At 62.2% G+C, this 12,020-nt stretch carries 11 protein-coding genes, 1 pseudogene and 1 riboswitch; of the genes and pseudogenes, 7 read left to right on the top strand and 5 right to left on the bottom strand.

Going from position 1 to position 12,020, the window contains the following annotated elements:
- On the bottom strand, positions 1 to 2,631 hold a 2,631-nt coding region (locus VR71_RS12240), incomplete at its 3' end, for an AAA family ATPase (RefSeq protein ID WP_045684332.1).
- 209 nt (positions 2,632 to 2,840) lie between these two features.
- A riboswitch (cobalamin riboswitch) is annotated at positions 2,841 to 3,065 on the top strand.
- A 32-nt stretch (positions 3,066 to 3,097) separates the two neighbouring features.
- On the opposite strand from VR71_RS12240, the gene VR71_RS25010 reads away from it, so the two are divergent.
- From VR71_RS25010 to VR71_RS12230, 3 genes are read left to right on the top strand one after another with little or no spacing between them, the layout of a single operon-like run.
- Positions 3,098 to 3,262, top strand: a complete 165-nt coding sequence (locus VR71_RS25010) for a CbtB domain-containing protein (protein ID WP_009816443.1) — start codon at positions 3,098 to 3,100, stop codon at positions 3,260 to 3,262.
- Between the two features lie 3 nt (positions 3,263 to 3,265).
- Complete coding sequence (locus VR71_RS12235; RefSeq protein ID WP_045684330.1) at positions 3,266 to 3,946, top strand: CbtA family protein; 681 nt, start codon at positions 3,266 to 3,268, stop codon at positions 3,944 to 3,946.
- Between the two features lie 54 nt (positions 3,947 to 4,000).
- Complete coding sequence (locus VR71_RS12230) at positions 4,001 to 4,492, top strand: hypothetical protein (RefSeq protein ID WP_045684328.1); 492 nt, start codon at positions 4,001 to 4,003, stop codon at positions 4,490 to 4,492.
- 4 nt (positions 4,493 to 4,496) lie between these two features.
- Here the strand turns inward: VR71_RS12230 and VR71_RS12225 are convergent, their stop codons facing one another.
- Positions 4,497 to 4,826 (bottom strand): DUF1636 domain-containing protein, encoded by a 330-nt coding sequence (locus tag VR71_RS12225; RefSeq protein WP_009816446.1) that lies wholly within the window; start codon positions 4,824 to 4,826, stop codon positions 4,497 to 4,499.
- A 72-nt stretch (positions 4,827 to 4,898) separates the two neighbouring features.
- Here VR71_RS12225 and cobW point away from each other — a divergent pair, with 72 nt between their 5' ends.
- Both cobW and VR71_RS12215 read left to right on the top strand, forming a co-directional pair.
- On the top strand, positions 4,899 to 5,972 hold the full coding sequence (cobW, locus tag VR71_RS12220) for a cobalamin biosynthesis protein CobW (RefSeq protein WP_045684326.1): 1,074 nt from the start codon (positions 4,899 to 4,901) through the stop codon (positions 5,970 to 5,972).
- On the top strand, positions 5,969 to 6,418 hold the full coding sequence (locus VR71_RS12215; protein ID WP_045684316.1) for a GNAT family N-acetyltransferase: 450 nt from the start codon (positions 5,969 to 5,971) through the stop codon (positions 6,416 to 6,418). Before cobW ends, VR71_RS12215 begins: the two co-directional genes overlap by 4 nt.
- A 2-nt stretch (positions 6,419 to 6,420) precedes the next feature.
- Here the strand turns inward: VR71_RS12215 and VR71_RS12210 are convergent, their stop codons facing one another.
- Positions 6,421 to 6,582 carry a hypothetical protein gene (locus tag VR71_RS12210; protein ID WP_009816449.1) on the bottom strand — a complete coding sequence of 54 codons (162 nt, stop codon included), beginning with the start codon at positions 6,580 to 6,582 and terminating at the stop codon, positions 6,421 to 6,423.
- Positions 6,583 to 6,674: 92 nt separating this feature from the next.
- On the opposite strand from VR71_RS12210, the gene cobN reads away from it, so the two are divergent.
- Both cobN and VR71_RS12200 read left to right on the top strand, forming a co-directional pair.
- Positions 6,675 to 10,403, top strand: coding sequence for a cobaltochelatase subunit CobN (cobN, locus tag VR71_RS12205; protein WP_045684313.1), 3,729 nt, complete (start codon positions 6,675 to 6,677; stop codon positions 10,401 to 10,403).
- A gap of 95 nt (positions 10,404 to 10,498) precedes the next feature.
- Positions 10,499 to 10,981 carry a GNAT family N-acetyltransferase gene (locus VR71_RS12200; protein WP_296430337.1) on the top strand — a complete coding sequence of 161 codons (483 nt, stop codon included), beginning with the start codon at positions 10,499 to 10,501 and terminating at the stop codon, positions 10,979 to 10,981.
- 3 nt (positions 10,982 to 10,984) lie between these two features.
- Here the strand turns inward: VR71_RS12200 and VR71_RS12195 are convergent, their stop codons facing one another.
- The gene (locus VR71_RS12195; RefSeq protein ID WP_045684309.1) at positions 10,985 to 11,374 is read right to left on the bottom strand and encodes a hypothetical protein; all 390 of its coding nucleotides are present in this window, start codon (positions 11,372 to 11,374) and stop codon (positions 10,985 to 10,987) included.
- Positions 11,375 to 11,829: 455 nt separating this feature from the next.
- Positions 11,830 to 12,020: pseudogene (locus tag VR71_RS12190) on the bottom strand (ABC transporter); the annotation flags it as partial.

Raw genomic sequence — 12,020 nt, 5'->3', positions numbered from 1 at the left:
GGAGGCCAGCCGCTCGGCCTCGCGCTCGTCCAGCGCGGCCTGACGCGCCTCACCTTCGGCGGTCGAGAGCGCATCAGCAGCGGCGGCGCGTCGGGCCTCGCTGCGGGTGATCTCCTCGCCGAGTTCGGCACGTTTGGCCGCAAGAATCTCCGGCGCGGCGCTCGCATCGGTCAGTTCTTCCTCCGAGTCCAGTTTGCGCTCTGCCAATTCCGCGATACGCTTTTCAGCTGTGTCCAGCCGATGTCGCCAACCACTGATCTCTTTGGTGATTTCCTGACTGCGGCGGGTGCGCCGCTCGCCCTCACGGCGCAGCTCATCCGCCCCTGACCGCTTGGTCATCATCATCATCCGAGCAGCCTCTACTGCCATCTTGATCGTTTCCAGATCTGCGCGAGCCGCCTCCAGATCCCCCAGATCGGCTATTCCTTTTTCAGCCTCTGACAGGCTCTTGCGGGCGGCCATGGCCTCTTCGTCATGGCGGGTCACGGCGAGACCGAGCGACTCGAGCCGCGATCCGGCAAGATTGCGATCTGCCTCGGCGCGGCTCAGGAACCTGTTGGCCTCGTTCACAGCCGTATCCGCCGCGCGACGTGCGTCACGTGCGGTACGATCCTCGTCAGTGCGGCGGATCAAGGCCTCGCGTAATGCCTCATGCGCGCGCATCGCCCCATCTGCGCGAGCGGTAGCATGTTCCAACTGCTGCTTGAGTTCCTCCAGCCGGTTGAGCTGTTGCAGACGAAGGGCAGCCGCCGATGGCGCATCCTCTGCCCAGGCTCGGAATCCATCCCAGCGCCACAGATCACCCTCGGTGCTGACGAGCCGCTGACCGGGTTTCAGAAGAGCTTGCAGGCGGGCGGCGTCCTCGGGATCAATCAATCCGATCTGTGACATGCGCCGGGCCAGAACTTCTGGCACCGAGACATGGTTGCTGAGTGCCGTGACGCCTTCGGGAAGCATTTGCGGAGCGGCGTAACCGGGCAGAACAGTCCAGCCCGAGGGGCCGTCGGCCTCGACCTCGGGGGCACGCAGATCATCGGCGAGTGCCGCGCCCAATGCCTTTTCAAACCCCTGCTGCACCTGAAGGCGGTCCATCACCTGCCCACCCTCGGCGGTGTCGCGCTGCACCAGCTTGGCCAAGGCTGTGACCTCGGCGCGCAGCGCGTTGACCTCTCCCTCGGCCTCAGAGCGTGCCGCACGCGCCTCGGCCTCTTGTGCCTGAGCCTCTGCGCGGGCTTCGTCAGCATCCACCAAGGCCAACTCTGCTGCCTCGGCTGCGGCCACGGCACCGGCTTCGGCCTCAATTGCTGCGGCATGATCGGCTTGCGCCTTGGCCAAGGCATCGTGAGACTGGCTCTGCGCTGAGCGCGCGCGCTCAGCCTCGGCCTCGCTCTTGGCCAAAGTCTTGCGACTATCCTCCAGCAGGCGTTGCGCAGATTGATGGCGGGCGGCAAGGCGCGCCATATCCTCTGTCATCTGGCTGAGATCGTTCTCACGCTGTTGTAGAATCTGCGCCGCCTCGCGCGCCTCCGCCTGCGCGGCGTCCAGCCGCGCCTCATGCCCGTCGGCCCCTTTGACAAGTTCACCAGCCTCCCAATCAAGCCGGGCAATGGTGTCGACAGCATCGCGGTTAAGCCCCGATTCGCGTTCGATATCGCGGGCCAGTTGTTCGATCCGGCCACGCAGGGTGGCGATCCGGTCGCGCGCATTCACCTCTTGTTCGCCAAGGGCATCTCGCTGCACGCTCAGACGTTGCAGGATTGCAGCCGCGATGGCCTCTTCCTCGCGCAGTTTGGGTAGTGCCTCCTCTGCCTTTGCGCGGGCTTTGGCTGCTTCGCGCGCCCCAACTTCTGCACGCGCTGCGGCGGTGGTGCGGTCTCGAAGCTCATCCTCGGCGCGCGCGCGCGCAAAATCCGCCTCTTTCCAGCGACGATAGAGCAACAGCCCCTCGGCCAGACGCAATTCTTCGCCGATTTGCCGATAGCGCGCCGCCTGTTTCGCCTGCCGCGCCAATTGCGCCAGTTGTGCCGCCAATTGTTCGACAACATCGTCAACACGCGTCAGGTTGGTTTCTGCGCCGCGCAGTTTCAGTTCGGCTTCATGTCGCCGCTGATAGAGACCAGAAATACCGGCCGCCTCTTCTAGAATGCGCCGACGCGATTTGGGCTTCGCATTGATCAATTCAGAAATCTGCCCCTGCCGGACAAGAGCCGGGGAATGCGCGCCAGTCGAGGCATCTGCGAACAGCATCTGAACATCGCGCGCCCGTACGTCCTTGCCGTTAACTTTGTACGCTGAGCCCACGTCGCGGGTGATCCTGCGGACGATCTCAAGATGATCGGAGTCGTTGAAACCCGCCGGTGCCAACCGGTCGGAATTATCGAGATGGATCACCACCTCGGCAAAGTTTCGCGCAGGTCGCGTCGCAGCCCCGGCAAAGATCACATCCTCCATGCCGTCGCCGCGCATCGCGGTCGGGCGGTTTTCGCCCATCACCCAACGCAGTGCCTCGAGCAGGTTTGACTTGCCACAGCCATTGGGTCCAACAACGCCGGTAAGACCGCCCGCGATGATCAGATCGATCGGGTCGACAAAGCTCTTGAAGCCGGTCAATCTGAGTTTCGAGAACTGCACCTGCGCGCGTGCCCCTGGTCCGGTGATTCCGTTGTCATCGGAGTGTGGGGCTCGGGGTGCCTACCTGTCAACGGCCAACCACAGCATATAGGGTGGCTGGGCCAGTTATCCACATGATATTGGGCAAAACTCTGCCAGCACTCAACGAAACAATGCCGCAGACCGTCCTTGAGCGGTCGCAAACCACCTTGACGCATGCTGATGCAGCCTGCATACGAGAGTGGCAAGGTTCCTCGTTTCGGTGCAAAGCGCCGCGAGGATAAATGGGAATGACGTGCCGGCGGACCCAATCAGGGCGTCCATGCGTCAGCCGCCCCCGCGACTGTAAGCGGCGAGCCCCTGCCAGATGCCACTGAGGTGTAAAACCCTTGGGAAGGCGGCAGACAGGCGACGACCCGCGAGCCAGGAGACCAGCCCTGCGTTTGTTAATCCCGCCTCGGGTGAGAGGTGTAAAGGAGATACCGCTATGACCGCATTGGTTCAAACCGCTGCAAAATCAACTGTCCTGCCGTTCGTTGCCGCGCTCTTTCTGGGCCTTGGCATCGTAACCGTCGCTGGCCATGTGCAGGCTTCGGCACTGCATGACGCCGCACATGACGTGCGCCACGCGACCGGCTTTCCCTGCCACTAATCCATGTTTTCAAAAATTGTCACCAGCGCGTTGTTCGCTGGTTTCTGTGCGGGGCTGATTGCCGCCCTGTTGCAGTTGGTGTTCGTACAGCCTGTACTTTTGCATGCAGAGCTATACGAGGGCGGTGACCTTGTGCATTTTGGCGCGGCGGCGGTTAGCGCTCATCCGGACCTGCCCGGTCTTGATCCGGTGCGCGATGGGCTGAGCCTGTTGTTCTCGGCGTTGATCTATGTGGGCTATGCGTTGATTCTGGTTGCTGCCATGGGCATGGCCGCTGATCGAGGACACGCGATCAACGCGCGCAACGGGTTAATCTGGGGCATTGCAGGATTTGTCGCGTTTCAGTTCGCGCCGGCCCTTTCCTTACCGCCAGAGGTGCCGGGTGTTGCCGCCGCAGATGTGGCCGAGCGTCAGATCTGGTGGTGGGCAACGGTTGCAGCAACTGCGATTGCGCTCGCGCTCATAGCCTTTGGCCGCAACTGGGTCTTGTGGACGGTGGCAATTCTATTGATGCTGACGCCGCACCTCATTGGCGCGCCCCACCCAGATGAGCTATCCGGCCCGGTTCCGCCCGAGATTGCCGCGCTCTTCGCAGCACGCGCCTTGGGTGTCGGCTTTGCCGCTTGGGCCCTTCTTGGTCTCTTTGCCGGGTATTTCTGGCAGCGTGAGAGCACGGCAACCTGACAGGTCAACACCCCGGTGCCTAGGCGCCGGGGCCATCCGACGGGAGACAACATCATGGCCAAACCACTCGCCTTTCTGGGCATCGGCCTCTTTTTCGGCACGGGGCTGGGGTTTCTGGTCGCCGCCACATCCAGCGTGCAACTTGGCGGACATGATCACGATCATGGCGCGGCCGTGCATGACCATAGCGCCCATGACCACGGCGGGACGGCGCATGCAACCCTGACCGAAGTCACTGATCCCGCTCCAGCAATGACGCTGACCCTGCATCCCGACGGGGCGCAGAGCCGCAATCTGCATATCGGCGTTGAGAATTTCACTTTTGACCCCGAGGGGGTGAATGGCCCAGCCGTGCCGGGGCGCGGTCATGCGCATCTCTATCTGAACGGAGTCAAGATCGCGCGGGCCTATGGACCGTGGATGCAGTTGGATGCGCTTCTGGTCGGCACGCATGAACTCCGGGTGACGTTGAATGCCAATGACCATACGCAACTGGCATCGAATGGCGTGCCGATCGAGACCACGATTGCGGTGGTGATCGAATGACCGCTCAGCCCGGCACGCGCCCAATCAGGCACTGCCGCAGCCGCCCGGCGGGGCGCGCATCCTCGATCCAGCCATCGGCGCATTCGGCATATAGCGCCGCAAAGGCCAGCGTATCCTCAAGATCGCCCGCGGGATCAATGTCGCCAAAGAGATACGTGGCCTTGCCCGGAGCGGAGAATGCCACGCTGAGTGGCCGGGCACAGTTGGACATGCAATCATGGTCCTGCACCGTGAACTCCATGCGCCGCTCAGATAGGGCAACACGCAGCCGCGCCGCAAACCCCTTGCCATCCGTGCCCTCGCACGTAGAACAGACCACAATCCGATGCGTCATCGACGATCCCCTTTTCCACCGGGCTTAGGCCAGCCGCCCCGCCCGATGCAAGCCCCCTGAAGGAGCCAAGATATGCAAGCCAAGATTCCCGCCACCGTCGTCACCGGATTTCTCGGCGCAGGCAAGACCACGCTCATCCGGCATATGCTGGAGAATGCGGGGGGAAAGCGCATTGCGCTCATTATCAACGAATTCGGTGATCTGGGCGTGGATGGCGACATCCTCAAAGGCTGCGGTATCGAGACCTGTTCAGAAGAGGATGTGATGGAATTGTCGAACGGCTGCATCTGCTGCACCGTGGCCGAGGATTTCATTCCCACTCTGCAAAAGCTGTTGGACCGCGAGCGCGCACCCGATCACATTGTGATCGAAACCTCGGGACTGGCACTGCCGCAACCGCTGGTGCGGGCCTTTAACTGGCCCGAGATTTCGACGCGCGTGACGGTCGATGGCGTGGTGACGGTGGTCGATGGCAAGGCCGTGACCGAAGGACGTTTTGCGCATGACGTGGCCGCGGTCGATGCACAGCGCAAGCTCGACGAAAATCTGGACCACGAGACACCGCTGTCGGAACTCTTCGAGGATCAGATGGCCTGCGCCGATATGATCGTGATCAACAAATCCGACCTGCTGACCGAGGACGAGCGCGCGGCGCTGACCGCGCGGCTGCGCGCAGACTCGCGCGAGGGCGTGCAGGTCGTGACCGCGACCATGGGGGCGCTGCCCGTCGAGGTGCTGCTCGGTCAAGGCATCGGGGCCGAGGCAGATATGGAGGCGCGGCATGAATTGCACCATCATCATGACCACGACGACGAAGACGATCATCACGACGAGGATGATGACCACGATCACGATCATGGCCACGATGCCTTTGAGAGCTTTGTGGTGACGCGGCCCGAGATCAGTGATCCGGCCAGCTTTGCCAAGGTAATCACGGAGGTGATCCGCACCCATGATATCCTGAGGCTCAAGGGCTTTGCCGCTGTGGCAGGCAAGCCGATGCGCCTCACGATTCAGGCGGTGGGGCCGCGCGTGGACAGCTATTTCGACCAGCCCTTTGGTAAAGGTCCGCGTCAGACTCGGCTTGTAGTCATTGGGCAGGCGGGTCTGGACCGGGCCGCGATTACGGCGGCGCTCTCGGCATGATCATCGTCGAGGCGGCAGACCCAAAGCATCCAGAGGCCAGCGCGCTCTTGCGCGCGAGCCATGCTCTGATGGAATCGCTCTTTCCGCCCGAGGATAATTTCTTTCTCGATATCGATGCGCTCTGCGAACCCGATATCCGCTTCTTTGCCGCGCGCATTCAGGCGCAGATCGTTGGCACCGGCGCACTCGCGCTGCGCGACGGTTACGGCGAGGTTAAATCCATGTTTGTTGATGAAGCGGCGCGCGGACGGGGAATCGCGGATGCGCTATTGCGTCGGATCGAGGATGAGGCGCGCGTGCTTGCCCTGCCCTGCCTGCGGCTGGAAACCGGTAACCTGCTTGAGGCGGCGCACAAGCTCTATGCGCGCCACGGGTTTGTGCTGCGCGTGCCATTCGGGGACTATCCCGAGGCCGCCTCCTCCGTCTTCATGGAAAAGTCGCTATGAGCCTATTTCGCGGTTTTCTCGGTCTTGGCCTTGAGCCGGGCAATCAGCTCCTCCTTGGAGGGACGCTTACCGAACGGATTCTTGTCCGTGCCCGGCGCGTTATGCTCATTGTGACGCGGGATCTTGCCGCCTTTCTTGGGGGTGCCCTGTGCTTTGTAATCCATGCTGTCGCCCTTTCGGCTCTGCGCCCCAATCCGGGCGGCTCTGATGCTGCTCTTGCCGCAAAGCCTGTCCTTGATCAAGCCGGAACCGTGTGATGCATCTTCTCGCAGCGACACCTGGAGTCATTGATGATGGCAAAGAACCGGTGGATCTGGGGCAAACGCCCGCCGATCTGATCTTCATTTCGGCCGCTGATACTGAATTGGCCGCGCTGAGTGCGGCACGCGCCGAAATGGCAGAGTCTCCGAGCCTCCGGCTGGCCAATCTGAGCCATTTGCAACATCCGATGTCCGTCGATCTGCATCTCGATCACTGCGCCAGCAAATCGCGGCTGGTGATCGCAAGGGTGCTGGGTGGTGTGGGCTATTGGAAATACGGGGCCGAGCAATATGCCGCGCGGCTGCATGAGGCTGGCGTGCCGCTGGCACTCTTCCCCGGCGATGACAAGCCGGACGCGGAATTGCGTGGTTTGTCCACGGTGCCGGACGCGGATTACGACGCGCTTTGGGCCTATCTGGTCGAGGGTGGACCAGAGAATGCCAGCAACTTCTTGCGTTATGCGGGGGCACTGCTGGATGGCACGGACAAGCCTGCCGCCGCAAGCCCATTGTTGCGCGCGGGGGTCTATTGGCCGGGGGCGGGCGTGGCGGGCCTGACTGCCGCGCAAGAGGCGTGGGGGGAGGGGCAGCCGGTCGTTCCGGTGATCTTTTACCGCGCGCTGGTGCAGGGGGCCGGGCTCCATCCGATCAACCGGCTGGTGAAATCGCTCTTGCGCGCCGGGCTCAATCCGCTGCCGGTCTTTGTCGCCTCGCTGAAAGACCCGGTATCGGTGGCGACGCTGGAGCATCTCTTTGGTGTGGCCCCGCCTTCGGTGATCCTCAATTGCACCGCCTTTGCCGTGGGCTCGCCGCATGCGGGCGACGAAAGCCCCGAAAACCCGCTTTCCATGCCCGCCGCCAAAGGCGCGCCGGTGTTTCAGGTGGTGTTGGCAGGCTCTTCTGAAGAGACATGGGCCAAGGGGCTGACCGGCCTCTCGGGACGCGATATCGCCATGAACGTGGCCCTGCCCGAGGTCGATGGCCGCATCCTCAGCCGCGCCATTAGCTTCAAGGGTGAGGCGTTTTTCGACGCGGTCACAGAATGCCCCATCGCCACCTATCGTGCGGTGGGCGACCGGGTGGATTTCGTGGCGCAACTGGCCGCCAAATGGGCCAAGCTGCGCCAGACACCTGCGCCGACGCGCCGCGTGGCGCTAGTCCTTGCCAATTATCCAAACAAGGATGGGCGGCTGGCCAATGGGGTCGGTCTCGATACGCCTGCGGCCACGGTGCACGCGCTGCGCCTGATGGCCGAGGCGGGCTACACTGTCGCCAATCCGCCTCAGGATAGCGACGCCCTGATGCGGGCGGTGATGGCGGGGCCGACCAACTGGCTCACGGATCGCGCCAGCCGCGATGGGGGCGAGACACTGCCGCTGGATATCTACCTAGAGCATTTCAACGCCCTGCCATGGGATCTTCGCGAGGCGATGACCGCCCGTTGGGGTGCGCCTGAAGATGACCCTTTCATCGTTCCACAAATACTCAAATCCGACGGCACCGCCGGCGCAGGCTTTGCCCTGTCGATCCTGACCTTCGGCAATGTCGTGGTCGGGTTGCAACCGGCGCGGGGCTATAACATCGACCCGACCGAGACCTATCATTCCCCCGATCTGGTGCCGCCGCACAACTACCTGGCCTTTTATATCTGGCTTCGGCATAGGTTCGGGGCGCAGGCCATCGTGCATATGGGAAAGCATGGCAATCTCGAATGGTTACCCGGCAAGGCCTTGGCGCTGAGCGCCGAGTGTTGGCCCGAGGCGGTGCTGGGGCCGATGCCGCATGTCTATCCGTTTATCGTCAACGATCCCGGTGAGGGCACGCAGGCCAAGCGCCGCGCGCAGGCAGTGATCATCGACCACCTCACCCCGCCGCTGACCCGCGCCGAAACCTATGGCCCGCTGCGCGATCTCGAGGCGCTGGTGGATGAATACTATGAGGCTGCCGGGGTCGATCCACGCCGCATAGCCCATCTGCGCCGCGAAATCCTGACGCTGAGTTCCGCCACCGGACTCGACAAGGATGTCGGCATGTCGGGCAAGGATGAGGCGGGCGATCTGGCGCGGCTCGATGCCTATCTCTGCGAGTTGAAAGAGGCGCAGATCCGCGACGGTCTGCATGTCTTTGGTCAGTCACCGACTGGTCGGTTGGAAGTTGATCTTGCCATAGCCTTGGCCCGGGTTCCGCGCGGCAATGGAAAGAGCGGCGATGCCTCGTTGATCCGGGCCTTGGCGACGGATCATGGGCTCGGCATTGACCCGCTCGATTGCGATATGGCCGCCCCTGCCCCTAAAAAGCCGCAGGCGCTGGTCGGTCTCTGCACCGATCCCTGGCGCAGCAATGGCGACACGGTCGAGCGGCTGGAACTTCTGGCACAACGTCTCTTGACCGGGGAGGCGCAGGCGGTCGGGCCGCATACAGCGGCGGTTCTGGCAGAGATTGCGGAGCGCATCCGCCCCGCCATTGCCGCTTGTGGCCCAGAGGAGGGCGCGGGGCTTTTGCGCGCGCTGGAGGGGCGGGCGATTGCCCCCGGCCCCTCGGGCGCTCCAACGCGCGGGCGGCTCGATACCCTGCCCACGGGGCGCAATTTTTTCAGCGTGGACAGCCGCGCCGTGCCCACGCCGACCGCTTGGGCCCTGGGGTGGAAATCCGCCAACCTCTTGATTGAAAAGCATCTGCAAACCCATGGCGATTGGCCGCGCGCCCTGCTGATTACCGCTTGGGGAACGGCCAATATGCGCACTGGCGGCGACGATATCGCGCAGGCGCTGGCACTGATGGGGGTCAAGCCGAAATGGGATGCCGCCAACCGCCGCGTGACCGGATTCGAAATCCTGCCTGAGGGCGTGCTGGGGCGACCGCGGGTGGATGTAACCTTGCGTATTTCGGGATTTTTCCGCGACGCTTTTCCGCAGCTTATCGCGCTTTTTGACAGTGCGGCGCGGGCGGTGCAGGGGCTTGATGAGGCCGAGGACAGCAATCCCGCCGCCGCAAGAGCGCGGAGCGAGGGGATCGGGCCGCGTATTTATGGCTCGAAACCGGGGGCTTATGGCGCGGGACTTCAGGCGATGATTGACGAGCGACTCTGGGCCAACAAGGCAGATCTGGCCGAGGCATACCTGACTTGGGGCAGCTATGCCTACGGTGTCAAGGAAGAGGGCACGCCCGACCGCGTCAGGTTTGAAACGCGGCTGCGCCAGACCGAGGCGATTGTGCAGAACCAGGACAATCGCGAGCATGATCTGCTTGATTCTGATGACTATTATCAGTTTGAAGGTGGCGCCGCGGCGGCCGTGAGCACGTTGCAGGGACGCGATCGACCGATCTATCACAACGACCACTCGCGCCCCGAACGTCCGCTCATCCGCACGCTGGAGGATGAAATCGGGCGGGTGGTGCGGTCGCGCGTGGTCAATCCGAAATGGATCGCGGGGGTTAAGCGGCATGGGTATAAAGGCGCTTTCGAGATCGCCGCGACGGTGGATTATCTCTTTGCCTTTGCGGCCACAACGGGCGCTGTGCGCGGCCATCATTTCGATCTGGTCGAGGCGGCGTTTCTGGAGGATGACGACACACGCGCGTTCATTGCAAACCACAACCCGTCCGCCCTGCGCGAACTGGCCGAGCGTCTCGCCGAGGCGATAGACCGGGGTCTTTGGATGCCGCGGTCGAATTCTGCGCGCGCGCGGATTGAGGCCGCTCGCAACGCTTCTCCTACGCCCTGATCTGGCTCGGCTAGAACAACCACGGAAGAATCGCTCCGCTTTTTTGGTCTAAAGCGTTATCCTCTTGCACAGCTTTCCAGACCAGAGGCTTGCTCATGCGTCGTTATCTGCCTGCTGATGACCTCAACGCGGTTCACGCACTGCTGTGCCGCACCTTTGCCTATATGGAGGGGCGCATTGATCCGCCCTCATCGCTGGCACATTTGGATGTCGATGCGTTGCGCGTTTTAGCCGCGACCTCTGAGATCTGGGTCATCTCCGAGAGGAGTTACCCCATCGCCTGCATGATCCTGACACCACAGCCAGATGCGCTCTATCTCGGTAAGCTTGCGGTAGATGCAGGCCATCGAGGACAGGGATTGGCGGGTAAGATGGTGGCACATGCCGAGTCTCGGGCAATAACACTCGGCCTGCCGCGCCTGCGGCTACAAACCCGACTGGAACTGGTAGAGAACCATGCCACTTTTGCGAACCTCGGGTTCGTGATCACGGCGCAAACCGCTCATCCCGGTTATGATCGCCCGACCAGCCTGACGATGGAACGGTTGGTGCCAATACCCCTTGAAGATGCGCCCTAGACCTCACTCGCGCCAAGTGCAGATGAGATCGACGTATCCGCGAAAGACCGGCTCTTGCTCGCACTCAAGGATCTGTGGCGGCGGGAGGGATGGCAGGCCGGCGCCGCAATCAAGCTGCGCCTCCATTACCGCTGCATCGCCCCAGAGCCGTGCCACGCGACAGCCGCTGACAGCCTCTATTGCCGCAACCCCGCGTGGGGCAACTGCCGCCAGGCGCGGGGCCCATTCCGGGCTGACACGCATCGCCTGCGCCCGTGTGCCCGCGATCCGCACATCAAAAGCACTATGACCGATAGTGATTCGTTGTGGCGTCAGAGTCTGAAATGCCGGGCCGGGAGAATTGCATCCGACCAAAGCAATTATGAGAAACAAGGTGAGTCCGCGCACCAGCATGGGACAGTCTTGTCCTTTGGGCGTTAACCGAGAGTTAAGGCGGTGCGGTCATATTTGCGGTTCATGTCGTTATGTGACGTCGTTTTCAGATCATTAACCTTCGGATTCTCTCGATATGTGGAAATCGCGCAGGAGACATGCTGCAAACGCATGGATTTTCTCAGTATTTGCCATTGCGCGGTCACAAAAATCCATTATGTGCGCAGCGTGGCCACAAAGACGGCCCTGATCTAAACCTATAGGATGGAGGCAACCCGATGACCCGCGACGAACTGAACCGTGAACTGCGCGCGCACAGTGCCTCTTGGCAGGCTGTTGTGATCGTCTATGCAGCGATCATCGGGACATTTGTAATGTCCGCCATGGCGATCCTGTAATAGCCCGATAGATCAACGGAATTCAGACCGAGTGAGGGGCGGATGAGGATAACCTCTCCGCCCCGTCTTGCACTTGTATCACGCGTTTACGCCAGTGATCTTGGGATCCTTTGGATCAATACGGGCTGCTGCCGCATCGCCCACATTATCCACGCCACGCTCTTCCAACAGTGTGGTCAGCCAATTCGGGTCCATCTCCGGCACTGAGCTGAGCAAGAGATCAGTATAGGGATGGTGCGGCGGCGTGAACATCTCGTCCTTGGGCCCCT

It is taken from the genome of Roseovarius sp. BRH_c41 (assembly GCF_000961715.1).
Taxonomy (GTDB): domain Bacteria; phylum Pseudomonadota; class Alphaproteobacteria; order Rhodobacterales; family Rhodobacteraceae; genus Roseovarius.
The sequence above is the reverse complement of the archived record's forward strand: the minus strand, read 5'-3'. Positions and strand labels throughout refer to the sequence as shown.

Excerpts from the sequence above, each read along its gene's own strand:
- VR71_RS12215 (WP_045684316.1), top strand. The coding sequence starts at position 5,969 with ATGATCATCGTCGAGGCGGCAGACCCAAAGCATCCAGAGGCCAGCGCG.
- VR71_RS12195 (WP_045684309.1), bottom strand. The coding sequence starts at position 11,374 with ATGCTGGTGCGCGGACTCACCTTGTTTCTCATAATTGCTTTGGTCGGA.
- VR71_RS12210 (WP_009816449.1), bottom strand. The coding sequence starts at position 6,582 with ATGGATTACAAAGCACAGGGCACCCCCAAGAAAGGCGGCAAGATCCCG.
- VR71_RS12200 (WP_296430337.1), top strand. The coding sequence starts at position 10,499 with ATGCGTCGTTATCTGCCTGCTGATGACCTCAACGCGGTTCACGCACTG.
- VR71_RS12230 (WP_045684328.1), top strand. The coding sequence starts at position 4,001 with ATGGCCAAACCACTCGCCTTTCTGGGCATCGGCCTCTTTTTCGGCACG.
- cobW (WP_045684326.1), top strand. The coding sequence starts at position 4,899 with ATGCAAGCCAAGATTCCCGCCACCGTCGTCACCGGATTTCTCGGCGCA.
- VR71_RS12235 (WP_045684330.1), top strand. The coding sequence starts at position 3,266 with ATGTTTTCAAAAATTGTCACCAGCGCGTTGTTCGCTGGTTTCTGTGCG.
- VR71_RS25010 (WP_009816443.1), top strand. The coding sequence starts at position 3,098 with ATGACCGCATTGGTTCAAACCGCTGCAAAATCAACTGTCCTGCCGTTC.
- VR71_RS12225 (WP_009816446.1), bottom strand. The coding sequence starts at position 4,826 with ATGACGCATCGGATTGTGGTCTGTTCTACGTGCGAGGGCACGGATGGC.
- cobN (WP_045684313.1), top strand. The coding sequence starts at position 6,675 with ATGCATCTTCTCGCAGCGACACCTGGAGTCATTGATGATGGCAAAGAA.